This is a genomic window from Chlorobium sp. KB01 (assembly GCF_001975465.1).
GTDB lineage: Bacteria > Bacteroidota > Chlorobiia > Chlorobiales > Chlorobiaceae > Chlorobium.
In genome coordinates this window covers 18,042-33,218 of the sequence record NZ_MPJE01000019.1, presented here as the reverse complement: position 1 = coordinate 33,218, position 15,177 = coordinate 18,042, and the positions used below count along the sequence as shown (strand labels likewise).

Below are 15,177 nucleotides of genomic sequence, written 5' to 3'. Positions count from 1 at the left end.
GGTTTATACGAATGAAGCGAGATAGAAAAGAGCAGATCGTTCAGGATGTAGCTGTGAAGGTCAACCGCTCACAGGGTATATATCTGACGGAATTCCAGGGATTGAGCGTAGCGAAAATGGCGGAGCTTCGCGGTGAGTTCAGAAAAGTCGGTGTTGAGTACCGTGTTGTCAAGAATACACTCATTAAGAAAGCGCTGAAGGATCTGGAGGGAGCTGACAAGCTTGCCGCCGGTCTGAAAAGCACAACAGCCGTTGCATTCGGATATGATGATCCGCTTGCGCCTGCAAAAGTCATCAGGAAGTTCAGTAAAACCAATGAACTGCTGAAGTTCAAGATGGCAGCCATTGATGGAGTCGTTTTTGGAGCCGATTCGCTTCCAGCGCTCTCTGAAATGCTGACCAAGACGGAAAATGTCGGTCGTGCAGCCGGATTGATCAACAATGTTGTGAGTTCTGTGCCGATCGTTGTTAATGCGATTGCAAGGAACCTCGTATCGGTACTCGATCAGGTTGCCAGGCAGAAGCAGTAACGGTACAACCAAACTATTACGCACTCAGAAATTATCATAATTGTAAATTAAACAAGAGAGGGGAATAATGTCTATCGAAACACTTGTAGAGGAAATTGGTAAGTTGACGCTCACAGAGGCTTCTGAACTGGTCAAGGCTCTGGAGACAAAGTTTGGTGTCAGCGCAGCTCCTGTCGCTGTTGCCGGTGTTGCTGTAGCAGCTCCTTCTGATGCACCTGCCAAGGAAGAGCAGACCGAGTTTGATGTTGTGCTGACCGCCGCTGGCGAAAGCAAGATCAACGTCATCAAGGTCGTTCGTGCCCTTACCGGTCTTGGACTGAAAGAGGCCAAGGATCTTGTAGATGGCGCACCGAAGACTGTCAAGGAAGCTGTATCGAAAGATGAGGCTGAAAAGATAGCCAAAGAGCTGAAAGACGCAGGCGCATCTGTTGAGTTGAAGTAATCTTTAAAAAGAGTCATTACTACAGCAAGCTCCGTTTCGTTCAGAAACGGAGCTTTGTCCGTTTGTATTAGTTCCGTTTAGATGAGAGTTCCTGTGATGATACGATTAAGGTGATCCGGCTGTTTATGTGACCGGCAAAGTTTCTGTAGAGCTTTGTTCTGACTTAATCTGTAAGTAATTCATGCAATTGATAAAAGCGAGGTGCATGTGAAAGTGGCTGATGCGACAACACCCTGTATTGACTTTTCCAAAATCCAAAGTATTATAGAGCCGCCCGATCTCTTAAAAGTTCAGTTAGACTCATTTCATAATTTTCTGCAGGATAGCGTTCCGCTCGCAAAGAGAAAGGATCAGGGACTTGAAAGGGTTCTTCGCAGCGCTTTTCCTATTACGGATACCAGAGGGCTCTATCTGCTTGAATATATTTCATACAGCTTTGACAAACCCAAATACACCGTTGAGGATTGTATTGAACGCGGGCTTACCTACGATGTATCACTGAAAGTCAAGCTCAAGCTCTCCTACAAGGACGAGCCGGACGAGACCGACTGGAAGGAGACCATCCAGCAGGAGGTATACCTCGGACGAATTCCCTTTATGACCGAGCGGGGTACCTTTATTGTCAATGGCGCCGAGCGTGTTGTGGTTGCCCAGCTTCATCGCTCACCAGGTGTTGTTTTCAGTGAGGCGGTTCACCCGAACGGTAAAAAGATGTATTCGGCCAAGATCGTTCCGACAAGAGGATCATGGATCGAGTTTCAGACCGATATCAATAATCAGATATTTGTCTATATCGACCAGAAAAAGAACTTTCTGGTCAGTGCGCTTCTTCGCGCAATAGGCTTTACAAGGGATGAGGATATACTCGGTCTCTTTGACCTCGTTGATGAGGTTCCTCTCAAAGTCGGCAAAAAAGAGCAGCTTGTCGGCCAGTATCTGGCTTCGGATATCGTCGATATGCAGACCGGCGAGGTTGTCAGTGCACGCACGGCGATCACGGAGGAAATTTTCGAGCAGATTCTTGCTGCCGGTTATAAAAGTGTCAAGGTGATGAAGAGCTTTGCCGGAGGAGACAAAGGCAAGGACAAGTCGATCATTATCAATACCATCCTCAATGACAGTTCTGCCACCGAAGAGGAGGCGCTTGAAATTGTCTATGAAGAGCTCAGGGCTAACGAGGCACCTGATATTGATGCGGCGCGCAGCTTCCTTGAGCGTACCTTCTTCAACCAGAAAAAGTATGATCTTGGTGATGTCGGGCGCTACAGAATCAAGAAAAAGCTCGGTCGTGAGTTTGAGGAGCTTGAGAGCTATCTGGCAGGAAAGCCGGAGCTGAAAAAGCTCTCTGACGCTATTTATGACAAGACGCTTCAGACCATCCAGTCCTTTTCCGACGAACCTGTAGGGGAGGATATTCTGGTACTGACGCATTATGATATTATCTCGGTTATCTACTACCTCATCAATCTTGTCAACGGCCTGGCCGAAGTTGATGATGTCGATCACCTTGCGAACCGGCGTGTTCGTTCGGTTGGCGAGCAGCTTGCGGCACAGTTCGTGATCGGACTTGCCAGGATGGGAAAGAATGTTCGTGAAAAGCTTAATTCACGAGACTCCGACAAGATTGCACCTGCTGACCTGATCAACGCAAGAACCGTATCAAGCGTTGTGTCAAGCTTCTTTGCTACCAGTCAGCTTTCACAGTTCATGGACCAGACCAATCCTCTGGCTGAAATGACCAACAAGAGAAGGGTTTCAGCACTTGGACCGGGCGGTCTTACCAGAGAGCGTGCAGGTTTCGAGGTTCGTGACGTTCACTATACGCACTACGGCAGGCTCTGCCCGATTGAAACACCGGAAGGCCCGAATATCGGTCTGATCTCATCGCTCTCGGTTTATGCCGAAATCAATGACAAGGGTTTCATCCAGACCCCCTACCGCGTTGTCGACAAGGGTCAGGTAACCGGTACGGTGCTGATGCTTTCGGCTGAAGATGAGGAGAACAAGATCACGGTTCCGGTCAGCGTACCGCTTGACGCCAATAACCGGATCGCTCTTGAGACGGTTCAGGTCAGGACAAAGGGTGACTATCCCGTTGTTGCAGCCGAGGATGTCAACTATATGGACGTCTCTCCGGTTCAGATTGTCAGTGCGGCCGCAGCACTTATCCCCTTCCTTGAGCATGATGACGGTAACCGTGCACTGATGGGTGCAAACATGCAGCGCCAGGCGGTTCCGCTCCTCACCTCCGAAGCTCCGGTTGTCGGTACCGGTATGGAGGGCAAGGTTGCACGGGACTCCCGCTCGGTTATTGTTGCCGAGGGTACCGGTGTTGTTGAGGATGTTACGGCTGAATATGTACAGGTACGCTACGATATCAGTGTTGAAAATGATGTGCGCCTCTCGCTTCTTGATCCTGATGAAGGTCTTAAAACCTACAAGCTGATCAAGTTCAAGCGCTCGAACCAGGATACCTGTATCTCCCAGAAGCCGATGGTGCATATCGGTGACCGTGTTGAAAAGGGCTCGGTTCTTGCCGACAGCTCCTCAACCGACCACGGTGAGCTGGCTCTTGGCAAAAACGTTCTTGTAGCCTTCATGCCATGGCGTGGCTACAACTTTGAGGATGCTATCATTCTGAGTGAAAGGCTTGTCTATGACGATGTCTTTACCTCGATTCATGTCCATGAATTTGAGGCCAACGTTCGCGATACCAAGCGTGGTGAAGAGCAGTTTACCCGTGACATCTACAATGTCAGTGAGGATGCGCTCAGAAACCTTGACGAGAATGGCATTGTCCGTCTCGGCGCCGAGGTTAAGGAGCGGGATATTCTTGTCGGCAAGATCACACCGAAAGGTGAGAGTGATCCGACACCGGAAGAGAAGCTCCTCCGCGCTATTTTCGGCGACAAGTCCAGTGACGTCAAGGATGCATCGATGCATGTGCCGGCAGGCATGAAGGGTATTGTCATCAAGACCAAGCTCTTCAGCCGCAAGAAAAAGGTTGGTATGGATGTCAAGGAGAAACTTGAGGCGGTTGACAAACGGTTCGATCACAGGGAGTATGACCTGCGCAAGCGGTTTGCAAAATGGCTGAAACAGCATCTTGAAGGCGCTGTGTCGGTTGCCATAAACAGTGACAAGGGCAAGGTTCTTATTGCTGAAGGCTCCGCGTTTGACGATGCGCTGCTGGCAAAATTCAGCAGCATGCCTTTCCTTGAGTCTATCGACTTCACCAGAGGGCTGACCGCTTCCGAAAAAGTGAACGACAATATTCTGCGTCTTGTCAAGGAGTTCCGTTTCAAGCTGAAGGATCTGAGTGACGAGCGCGAAAACGAAAAATACAAGATCAATGTCGGCGACGAACTTCCTCCGGGAATTGAAGAGCTTGCAAAGGTCTATATCGCCCAGAAAAGAAAGATCCAGGTCGGTGACAAGATGGCCGGACGCCACGGAAACAAGGGCGTTGTCGGTAAAATTCTGCCGATTGAGGATATGCCCTTCATGGCCGATGGCACCCCGGTTGATATTGTGCTCAACCCGCTTGGCGTACCGAGTCGTATGAATATCGGTCAGCTCTATGAAACCTCGCTCGGATGGGCAGCCAAAAAGCTCGGCGTCAAGTTCAAGACACCGATTTTCAATGGTGCAACCTATGAAGAGGTACAGCAGCAGCTTGAAAAAGCCGGTCTTCCGGCTCACGGAAAGGTCAGTCTCTTTGACGGTCGTACCGGCGAGCGCTTTGATGATGAAGTAACGGTGGGCTACATCTATATGCTTAAACTGAGCCATCTTGTCGATGACAAGATCCATGCCCGTTCAACCGGTCCATACTCGCTCATTACCCAGCAGCCGCTCGGCGGAAAGGCACAGTTCGGTGGTCAGCGGTTCGGTGAAATGGAGGTCTGGGCTCTTGAGGCATACGGTGCAGCCAATATTCTCAGGGAGATGCTTACGGTTAAATCCGACGATGTGATCGGCCGTAACAAAACCTATGAGGCAATTGTTAAAGGCCAGAACCTGCCCGAGCCGGGTATCCCTGAATCATTCAACGTTCTTATCAGGGAGCTGCAGGGACTTGGTCTTGAGATTCGTATTGACGACAGGGTTCCTTAGTAATGTGTTTATTTGGCGTGTACATCATTAATGGACGTTAAAAAGAGTCGTTTAACAAGGAATATAGACTATGATTTTTTCACAGGGAGCATCGCCGCTTAAAGGTGATTTTTCAAGGATAAAGTTCAGTATCGCATCACCTGAGAGCATTCTTGCACACTCAAGGGGTGAGGTACTCAAACCGGAAACAATCAACTACCGTACCTTCAAGCCGGAACGTGACGGCCTGATGTGCGAGAAGATTTTCGGACCTACCAAGGATTGGGAGTGCTACTGCGGCAAATACAAGCGCGTTCGCTATAAAGGGATCATTTGTGATCGCTGCGGCGTTGAGGTCACCACCAAGAGTGTCCGCAGGGAGCGCATGGGTCATATCTCCCTTGCGGTGCCTGTTGTGCATACCTGGTTTTTCCGTTCGGTTCCGAGCAAGATCGGCGCACTGCTCGATCTCTCTACCAAGGAGCTGGAGAGGATCATCTACTATGAAGTCTATGTGGTGATCAATCCCGGCGAACCCGGAGAGAAACAGGGGATCAAGAAGCTTGATCGTCTGACCGAAGAGCAGTATTTCCAGATTATAACCGAATATGAAGATAATCAGGATCTTGATGATACCGATCCGGACAAGTTCGTTGCCAAGATGGGCGGAGAGGCAATTCATCTCCTCCTCAGAAATATTGATCTCGACACCACTGCGGTGCATCTGCGCAAGGTGCTCAAGGAGAGCAGCTCCGAGCAGAAGCGGGCCGATGCGCTCAAGCGTCTTAAAGTTGTCGAGGCGTTCAGAAAAAGTTACGAACCGCACAAGAAGAGCCGCAAAAAACCGCAGGGGCTTTTCCCTGAGGACGAGTTGCCGGAACCCTATGTCTATGAGGGCAACAAGCCGGAATATATGGTGATGGAGGTTGTACCGGTTATCCCGCCGGAACTTCGCCCTCTCGTTCCGCTTGAGGGTGGACGGTTCGCTACGTCCGATCTCAACGATCTCTATCGCCGGGTTATCATCCGGAACAACCGTCTGAAGAAGCTGATCGACATCCGCGCTCCCGAGGTTATTCTCCGTAATGAAAAGAGAATGCTGCAGGAAGCCGTAGATGCACTCTTTGATAACTCCCGCAAGGCCAACGCCGTAAAAACCGGTGAGTCCAACAGGCCGCTGAAGTCGCTCTCCGATGCCCTGAAGGGCAAGCAGGGCCGCTTCCGCCAGAACCTGCTTGGAAAACGTGTTGACTACTCCGGTCGTTCGGTTATCGTTGTCGGTCCGGAGCTGAAGCTGCATGAGTGCGGTCTGCCGAAAAGTATGGCAATCGAGCTTTTCCAGCCCTTTGTTATCCGCCGTCTTGTTGACCGCGGTATTGCCAAATCGGTCAAATCAGCCAAGAAGCTGATCGATAAAAAGGATCCTGTTGTCTGGGATGTGCTTGAAAAGGTCATTGACGGTCGTCCGGTGCTGCTCAACAGGGCTCCTACCCTCCACCGTCTCGGTATCCAGGCCTTCCAGCCGGTACTGATCGAGGGCAAGGCAATCCAGATCCATCCGCTGGTCTGTACGGCTTTCAACGCTGACTTTGACGGTGACCAGATGGCTGTGCATATTCCGCTTTCGCAGGAGGCGCAGCTTGAAGCATCACTGCTCATGCTTTCGTCACATAACCTTATTCTGCCGCAGTCCGGAAAACCGGTTACCGTTCCTTCACAGGACATGGTACTCGGCATGTACTATCTGACCAAGTCCCGTCCCGGAGATTTCGGCGAGGGGCAGATATTCTACAGTGCTGAAGATGTGCTGATTGCGCACAATGAAGAGCGCGTCGGGCTGCACGCCCAGATATTTGTCCAGTACTCCGGCCAGATCGATCAGAAGTTCGATCCGATCCGTGTGCTTGATACCCTTGTTGAACCGAAGACGGAAAAGAATATCTGGCTTAAAGCACAGATTGAAAAGAAGGCCATGCTGCTGACTACCGTCGGCAGGGTTATTTTCAACCGTCATGTACCCGAAGAGATCGGCTTTATCAACCGCGTTATCGATAAGAAGGTTGCCAAGGAGCTGATCGGAAGGCTGAGCAGCGAAGTGGGTAACGTTGAGACCGCCAAATTCCTTGACAATATCAAGGAGGTCGGTTTCCACTATGCCATGAAGGGCGGTCTCTCGGTCGGCCTCTCCGACGCCATTGTGCCGGATACCAAGGCCAGGCATATCAAGAGTGCCCAGCGTGACAGCACAAAGGTTGTCAAGGAGTACAACCGTGGAACCCTGACGGATAACGAGCGCTATAACCAGATTGTTGACGTCTGGCAGAAAACCTCCAATATTGTTGCCGAGGAGTCCTACCAGAAGCTGAAAAAAGATCGCGAAGGTTTCAATCCGCTCTATATGATGCTTGATTCCGGAGCCCGAGGCTCCAGGGAGCAGGTGCGTCAGCTGACCGGTATGAGAGGTCTTATTGCCCGTCCCCAGAAGTCGATGTCGGGTCAGCCGGGTGAGATCATTGAAAACCCGATTATCTCGAACCTCAAGGAGGGTCTTACGGTTCTTGAGTACTTCATCTCTACACACGGTGCCCGTAAGGGTCTTTCCGATACATCGCTGAAAACAGCCGATGCCGGTTATCTGACCAGAAGGCTGCACGATGTGGCTCAGGATGTTATTGTTACCATGGAGGATTGCGGAACCACCCGTGGCCTCTATGTCCATCGCAATATTGAGGAGGAGACCAGCGGTCAGATCAAGTTCCGTGAGAAGATCAAGGGACGTGTTGCTGCCCGTGATATTGTCGATACCCTCAACAATACGGTGGTTGTCCGCTCCGGAGAGATCATTACCGAAGAGCTTGCCGAGCTGATACAGGAGACCGCCGGTGTCGAAGAGGCGGAGATCCGTTCGGTTCTCACCTGTGAGGCCAAGATCGGTATCTGTTCAAAGTGCTACGGCACAAACCTCTCGGTGCACGAAATTGTAGAGATCGGAGAGGCTGTCGGTGTTATTGCCGCGCAGTCAATCGGTGAACCTGGAACACAGCTTACGCTTCGTACCTTCCACCAGGGCGGTACGGCTCAGGGCGGTATCTCCGAAACCGAGACCAAGGCATTCTATGAAGGCCAGGTTCAGTTCGAGGATATCAAAAGTGTCCAGCACAGCGCAATCAATGAAGATGGCGTTGAGGATATCCGCTCCATTGTCATTCAGAAAAACGGCAAGATCAATATTGCCGATCCTGAAACCGGCAAAATTCTCAAGCGCTACCAGGTTCCGCATGGTGCGCATCTCAACTGTGAAAACGGTTCACTGGTCAAAAAAGACCAGGTGCTCTTCAGCAGCGAGCCGAACAGTACGCAGATTATTGCCGAACAGCCGGGATTTATAAAATTTGCCGATATCGAGAAGGGTGTCACCTACAAGGAAGAGGTTGATCCCCAGACCGGTTTTGCCCAGCACACCATTATCAACTGGCGTTCAAAATTGAGAGCGACCGAGACCAGAGAGCCACGCCTCCTGATTGTTGATGGCAATGGTGAGATTAAAAAGAGCTATCCTGTACCGATCAAGTCCAACCTCTATGTTGAGAATGGCCAGAAGATCGTTCCTGGTGATATCATGGCCAAGGTGCCGAGAAATCTTGATCGTGTCGGCGGCGATATCACCGCAGGTCTGCCGAAGGTTACCGAGCTGTTTGAGGCCCGAATTCCTACCGATCCTGCCATTGTTACTGAAATTGACGGCTATGTCAGCTTTGGTTCCCAGCGCAGAAGCAGCAAGGAGATCAAGGTTAAAAACGACTTCGGTGAAGAGAAGGTATATTATGTACAGGTTGGCAAGCATGTGCTTGCCAATGAGGGTGATGAGGTCAAGGCCGGCGATCCGCTGACCGATGGAGCGGTATCACCACAGGACATTCTGAGGATTCAGGGTCCCAATGCCGTACAGCAGTATCTGGTCAACGAGATCCAGAAGGTCTACCAGATCAATGCCGGTGTTGAGATCAATGACAAGCATCTTGAGGTTATTGTGCGCCAGATGCTTCAGAAGGTACGGGTTGAAGAGCCCGGCGATACCGAGCTGCTGCCCGGTGACCTGATAGACCGGAGTGCCTTTATGGATGCCAATGAAGGTGTTTCCGAAAAGGTCCGCATTACCGGGAAAGGTGATGCTCCGGCCAGAATTCAGGATACCCAGCTCCACAAGATGCGTGACATCGCCAAGCTTAACCGTGAACTGCGCAAGAACACCAAAACCATGATTGCTTTTGAGCCGGTCCTGCAGGCGACCTCTCATCCGGTTCTGCTTGGTATTACCAGTGCAGCACTACAGACCGAGAGTGTTATTTCGGCAGCATCGTTCCAGGAGACCACCAAGGTTCTGACCGATGCAGCGGTTGCAGGTAAGGTTGATTTTCTTGCCGGACTTAAAGAGAACGTCATTGTCGGCAAGCTTATCCCTGCCGGTACCGGACTGAAAAAGTACAAGGCTATCAAGCTGACCGGAGATGGTCAGGATACCGTAGCGGTAGCGCCGGGTGCCGAGGGTGAAGCAGTAACAGAGCCTTCTGACGTGTAGTTCGGAAGCGTTGCCAAAAGAAGAGCAATAAAAAAGGGAGATGCGAGTCTCCCTTTTTTATTGTCCGTTTTTCCTGTTCTCCTACTTTTTTTCGAAGCGGAAGGTGTCCAGAAAGCTGGTATCAAAGTCACCGCTCTGGAAGACCGGAGAGTGCATGACCTGCTTGTGGAACGGTATGGTGGTTTTCACTCCGACAACAATAAACTCGTCAAGCGCGCGGGACATCCTTGCGATGGCTTCATCGCGGGTATGAGCGGTCACGATCAGCTTGGCGATCATGGAGTCGTAGTTGGAGGGGACAACATAGTTTGCATAGGCGTGTGAATCAACCCTTACGCCATGTCCGCCGGGGGTATGAAATACCTGAAGCTGACCGGGTGAGGGGCGGAACATATGCTCCGGATCCTCGGCATTGATGCGGCACTCAATGGAGTGGCCTTTCGGTGTGAATTTTCTGTTCTCGATCGATTCTCCGGCAGCAATTTCGATCTGCTCACGGACAATATCCACATCGTAGCGCTCTTCGGTAACCGGATGCTCAACCTGGATACGGGTATTCATCTCCATGAAGTAGAAGTCGCGGTGCTTGTCGAGCAGGAACTCGATGGTACCGGCGCCCTCATAGTTGATTGCCCTTGCAGCAGCTACAGCGGCATCACCCATTCTCTTTCTCAGTGCATCGTCAACCGCTGGTGAAGGGGTCTCCTCAATAAGCTTCTGGTGACGGCGCTGGACCGTACAGTCGCGTTCGCCGAGATGGATGGTGTGGCCGTGCTGGTCGGAGAGAATCTGGATCTCGACGTGGCGGGGATTTTCAAGATACTTCTCGATATAGACCCCGCTGTTGCCGAAGGCCTGTTCGGCTTCACTGCGTGCGGTGTTGAGGGCTTTTTCAAGCTGGCTCTCCTCGGTCACAACCCTCATGCCCTTTCCTCCACCACCGGCAGTCGGCTTGATAATGACCGGATAGCCGGTTTTTTTAGCGGTCTCTATTGCCTGTTTCAGATCGGTGACCAGACCGGGACTTCCGGGCACAACAGGGACTCCGGCAGCAATCATGGTTGATTTGGCCGTATTCTTGTCACCCATCTGGTTGATCATTTTGGCTGTAGGGCCGATAAACTTGATGTTTGCAGAAGCACACACCTCGGCAAAATCGGCATTTTCAGCAAGGAAGCCGTAACCGGGATGAATGGCATCTGCATTGGTTACCTGTGCAGCGGCAATGATGCGGGGTATGTTCAGATAGCTCTCCCTTGAGAGTGGAGGTCCGATACAGACCGCTTCATCAGCGTATTTTACGTGGATTGATTCAGCATCGACTGTTGAATAGACAGCAACCGTACTGATCCCCATTTCGCGGCAGGTCTGCATAATACGCAATGCAATTTCTCCGCGATTAGCTACAAGTATTTTGTTGAACAAGGTTTTTTTGATCAAAGATTAAGGTTTAACCCGGAACAGGGGCTGGTTGTATTCGACCGCCTGTCCGTTTTCAACAAGAATTTCAACGATTGTGCCGGAAACTTCAGCCTCGATTTCGTTCATCAGTTTCATGGCTTCAATAATACAGAGCACATCTCCTTTTTTAATAGTGTCGTTAACAGCAATAAATGCCGGTGAATCGGGAGAAGGAGATTTATAGTAGGTGCCGACAATCGGTGAGCAGACATCAACAAGGCCGGAAACCGGCTCATTGGTCACTGCTGCCGGTGCCGGAGCTGCCGTCTGAAGAGGAGCTGCGGTTGAAGGAGCCGGTGCTGCGGGTGCTGCGACTGCCGGAGCAGAGGGCTGCACTACTGCTGAAGAAAAACGTCTGAGGGTAACTTTAAAATCCCCCTCCTCAATAATGGTTTCCTGAAGATCCGAGCTATTGACGATCTCAATAAGCTGCCTGATTTCGTTAAGATTCATGATGATGCTACTTAAGGATTAAACGCTTTTCCTGTTAAATCGATTAAAGACCGTTATTTTTTTACTCTTTCAATATACTCGCCGGTGCGGGTGTCGACGCGAATAACGCTGCCGATCTGGATGAACATGGGCACGTTGACCTCTGCTCCTGTCTCCACAATTGCCGGTTTGGTGCCGCTGGTCGCCCGGTCATCCTTTGAGGCCGGGCTGGTTTCCGTGACTTCAACTTCAACAAATGTCGGAAGCTCCACGCTGAGAATAGCCCCGTCATCAGAAAACACAATAGTGACGGTGATACCATCCTTGAGAAAGCGGGAGGCAGAGCCGATGGTGAGCTCGGGAACATTGATCTGGTCAAAGGTGTTGTTGTCCATCATGACATAATCAGTGCCATCCTGATAGAGGTACTGATACTGTTTGCGTTCAGTTACGATCACATCTACGGATTCACTTGCACTGAAGCGGAATTCAACGTTGCGTCCTGTTTTCAGGTTTCGCATGTTTGCCTGGTAAAACGCACGCAGGTTTCCCGGTGTACGGTGAACAAGACTCTCTATGCTGTGCGGTTCACCCTTGAAACGGATTATGGAGCCTTTTGATACGTTACTGATTGAAATCATAAGACGGATAAAATAGGTCTTGCTTGGTTAGGTTTTTTTAATCAAAAGAGCTTAAATATAACACAGCGCGTGACGAATACAAACCGCCTGCAAAGCAATGGCTGATAAAGCTAAAAAGCCATTGCAAGTTTGTAAGGTACTGTTTAAATTGATGTAATTGGTAACATTGATAAAAAAGCTGATTTTTACCCCAACAATAATTAAATATCTCCTATGTCAAAAGCTGAGTTAGTCGAGAAAATTGCCGGGCAGGCCAATCTGACCAAAGTTGATGCAGAGCGTGCCGTCAATGCTTTTATCAATGTTGTAACAGGCTCATTGAAGCAGGGTGATGATGTCACTCTTGTAGGATTCGGAACATTCACAACCGGCGACAGGGCTGAACGACAGGGCCGCAATCCCCAGACAGGCGCTGCTATTACCATTGCTGCAAAAAAAGTTGTAAAATTCAAGCCAGGCAAGGCTTTGAAGGAAGAGGTAGGCGGTTGATTCTGAAGGTTTTGATTTCTGGGCACCTCTGTTTATTGTTGTGAGAAGCACGAGAACAAGGCGGATGGAGCGCAGAAACCGGAATGTACACGTCGTACATGAGGATTTTGAGCACCACCCAACGCAGTAATCGGGTTTCGGAACAAGTAAACAGAGGTGCCCTTCTGCTATCTTTTAAAGCCCATCATGAGCCTCCGCTTCCTGATGGGCTTTTGTTATCACTATTACACTGCCCCATGGCTACTAAAGTTGTCCTTGATTTTGAAAAACCTGTCGTTGAGCTTGAAACCAAACTCAACGAAATGCGTGAGTGTCTCAGAAGCAGTGCGAGGGAGCAGGCCCCTTCGGAAACCGGAGTGCTCGCTCATGAGATTGAGGCTCTTGAGCTGAAAGTTGAAGCCCTTCGCCGTTCCATCTACAAAAATTTGACACGCTGGCAGAAGGTGCAGCTTGCACGCCATCCGGAAAGGCCCTACACGCTCGACTATATCTATATGATGACCAATGGCTTTGTCGAGCTGGCCGGTGACCGCCATTTCAGTGATGACAAGGCAATTGTCGGCGGTTTTGCCCGTATTGAAGATAGTGCGTCAGGTTTTTCCCGGCCGGTCATGATTATCGGTCATCAGAAAGGGCGTGATACCAAGAGCAATGTTTACCGGAACTTCGGTATGGCCCAGCCGGAAGGGTACCGCAAGGCACTCCGGCTGATGAAACTTGCCGAAAAGTTTCGCAAACCGGTCATTACCCTGATCGACACCCCCGGAGCCTTTCCCGGTATCGAGGCTGAAGAGAGGGGCCAGGCGGAGGCAATTGCCCGGAACCTTTTTGAGATGGCGAAGCTGACCGTCCCGGTTATCTGCGTTATTATCGGAGAGGGCGCAAGCGGCGGAGCCATAGGCCTTGGTGTCGGCAACCGGATTCTGATGGCTGAAAACAGCTGGTACTCGGTAATCTCTCCTGAAAGCTGCTCCTCCATTCTCTGGAGAAGCTGGAACTACAAGGAGCAGGCGGCTGAAGCGCTGCAGCTCACCGCACCCGATCTTCTGGCGCAGGGTATCATCGACCGGATTATACCCGAACCGGTTGGCGGAGCCCATACCGATCCGGAAATGATGGCCGCAACCCTGAAGGGTATGCTGATTGAGGAGCTCACCGCTCTTTTAAAGCAGGAGCCCGGAGAGCTTGTCAACAACCGAATTGACAAGTTTGGTGCTATGGGTGTCTGGAATGAAGAGTAGGGGCGATCCTGTGTGATCGCCCTGTCCAAGGATAAGATTTTCGAACCACGAAAGGCACGAATTAACACGAATGCAGGGGCGGGTTGCACCCGCCCTCTTTGATGTCCACGAAATACACGAATTGGCGTAGGGGCGATCCTGTGTGATCGCCCTTTTTGGCGATATTCAATCGGGGGAAATGAGAAAAGCCGGCTGCTGCCGGCTTTTCTGTTGTCATGCTGTCGAAAGGGTCACTTGATCACGTAGGAGTTGTCACCCTTGAGCAGTTCTGCAAGCGTGCCGGCACCGTTTTTCCGGGCGTCGCGAACCTGCCCGGTGAGAGCATCTTCATAGGTTACACGATCCTCGGCATAGAGCACACCGATCGGTCTTGGCAGGGCACCTTCAGAATCCGGATCGGTATCGGCAAAGCGGGCAAGAATGGATGCCTTGTTGATATCCGTTTCGTCGTGAATCCAGAGGTCGGCAGTTGAGACTCCCCCCTTCTCCAGATCAACCACAACCGGCTTGAAGCCTTCAAGACGGATACCCTTCTTCATCTCTTTGCCGAAAAGAAGGGGTTTGTTTTGTTCCAGATAGATGGTGTTCTCAGCCTTGATGTCGGCGTTGGCAAAGGCATCCCATGCGGCATTGTTGAAAATAGGGCAGTTCTGATAGATCTCTACCAGAGAGGTTCCCCTGTGCTGCGCAGCCCGCAGGAGAATGGAGCGGAGGAATTTTCCGTCCTTGTCAAACGCTCTTGCAAAGAAGGTTCCGCCGGCACCGATAACGAGAGATGCGGGATTGAAGGGGTGATCAATCACGCCTGCCGGTGATGTAACGGTTCTGAGTCCGAGTTTTGAGGTTGGAGAGTACTGTCCTTTCGTGAGACCGTAGATCTTGTTGTTGAAGAGGACGACGTTCAGATCGGGGTTTCTTCTCAGGGTATGGATGAAGTGGTTGCCTCCGATCGAGAGCGCATCACCATCCCCGGTTGCTACCCAGACACTCAGGTCCGGGCGGGCAGCCTTCAGGCCGGTTGCCATCGGCAGGGCCCTTCCGTGAATACCGTGGATACCGTAGGTTGCCATATAGTAGGGCAGACGCGACGAGCATCCGATACCGGAAACAAAGGCGATGTTTTCTGATGAAACACCCAGTTCAGGAAGTACACTCTTGATCTGCTGAAGCACCGCATGATCACCGCAGCCGGGACACCACTTCGGTTCCTGGTTCGAGGCGAAATCCTTAGCAGTAAGCGTTGTTGTTGGATTGATATCGGTCATTA

10 protein-coding genes are annotated in these 15,177 nt (G+C 50.9%); 6 read left to right on the top strand and 4 right to left on the bottom strand.

Annotated features, from left to right (window positions below):
* Window positions 1-11 precede the first annotated feature (11 nt).
* The 4 genes from rplJ to rpoC all read left to right on the top strand — a co-directional run bounded on the left by rplJ (window position 12) and on the right by rpoC (window position 9,646).
* Window positions 12-530 carry a 50S ribosomal protein L10 gene (gene rplJ, locus BOO20_RS01490; protein WP_076789723.1) on the top strand — a complete coding sequence of 173 codons (519 nt, stop codon included), beginning with the start codon at window positions 12-14 and terminating at the stop codon, window positions 528-530.
* Between the two features lie 67 nt (window positions 531-597).
* Window positions 598-972, top strand: a complete 375-nt coding sequence (gene rplL / locus BOO20_RS01485; RefSeq protein WP_076789721.1) for a 50S ribosomal protein L7/L12 — start codon at window positions 598-600, stop codon at window positions 970-972.
* Window positions 973-1,185: 213 nt separating this feature from the next.
* Entirely contained in the window at window positions 1,186-5,088 is a 3,903-nt protein-coding gene (rpoB, locus tag BOO20_RS01480; protein ID WP_076789840.1) for a DNA-directed RNA polymerase subunit beta, read from the top strand.
* Between the two features lie 70 nt (window positions 5,089-5,158).
* On the top strand, window positions 5,159-9,646 hold the full coding sequence (rpoC, locus tag BOO20_RS01475; RefSeq protein WP_076789718.1) for a DNA-directed RNA polymerase subunit beta': 4,488 nt from the start codon (window positions 5,159-5,161) through the stop codon (window positions 9,644-9,646).
* Between the two features lie 81 nt (window positions 9,647-9,727).
* Here the strand turns inward: rpoC and accC are convergent, their stop codons facing one another.
* From accC to efp, 3 genes are read right to left on the bottom strand one after another with little or no spacing between them, the layout of a single operon-like run.
* Window positions 9,728-11,071: an acetyl-CoA carboxylase biotin carboxylase subunit gene (gene accC / locus BOO20_RS01470; RefSeq protein WP_076789837.1), complete on the bottom strand. Its 1,344-nt coding sequence runs from the start codon at window positions 11,069-11,071 to the stop codon at window positions 9,728-9,730.
* An 18-nt stretch (window positions 11,072-11,089) separates the two neighbouring features.
* Complete coding sequence (accB, locus tag BOO20_RS01465) at window positions 11,090-11,560, bottom strand: acetyl-CoA carboxylase biotin carboxyl carrier protein (RefSeq protein ID WP_076789715.1); 471 nt, start codon at window positions 11,558-11,560, stop codon at window positions 11,090-11,092.
* Window positions 11,561-11,613: 53 nt separating this feature from the next.
* A complete protein-coding gene (gene efp / locus BOO20_RS01460) occupies window positions 11,614-12,180 on the bottom strand; it encodes an elongation factor P (protein WP_076789712.1) in 567 nt (188 codons plus the stop codon).
* Between the two features lie 213 nt (window positions 12,181-12,393).
* Between efp and BOO20_RS01455 the strand changes: the two genes are divergently transcribed.
* Both BOO20_RS01455 and BOO20_RS01450 read left to right on the top strand, forming a co-directional pair.
* Window positions 12,394-12,669, top strand: a complete 276-nt coding sequence (locus BOO20_RS01455) for an HU family DNA-binding protein (protein WP_076789710.1) — start codon at window positions 12,394-12,396, stop codon at window positions 12,667-12,669.
* Window positions 12,670-12,905: 236 nt separating this feature from the next.
* Window positions 12,906-13,910 carry an acetyl-CoA carboxylase carboxyltransferase subunit alpha gene (locus BOO20_RS01450; protein WP_076789707.1) on the top strand — a complete coding sequence of 335 codons (1,005 nt, stop codon included), beginning with the start codon at window positions 12,906-12,908 and terminating at the stop codon, window positions 13,908-13,910.
* Between the two features lie 230 nt (window positions 13,911-14,140).
* Here BOO20_RS01450 and BOO20_RS01445 read toward each other — a convergent pair whose 3' ends face one another.
* Window positions 14,141-15,175: a 2-oxoacid:ferredoxin oxidoreductase subunit beta gene (locus BOO20_RS01445; protein WP_076789704.1), complete on the bottom strand. Its 1,035-nt coding sequence runs from the start codon at window positions 15,173-15,175 to the stop codon at window positions 14,141-14,143.
* Window positions 15,176-15,177: the final 2 nt, after the last annotated feature.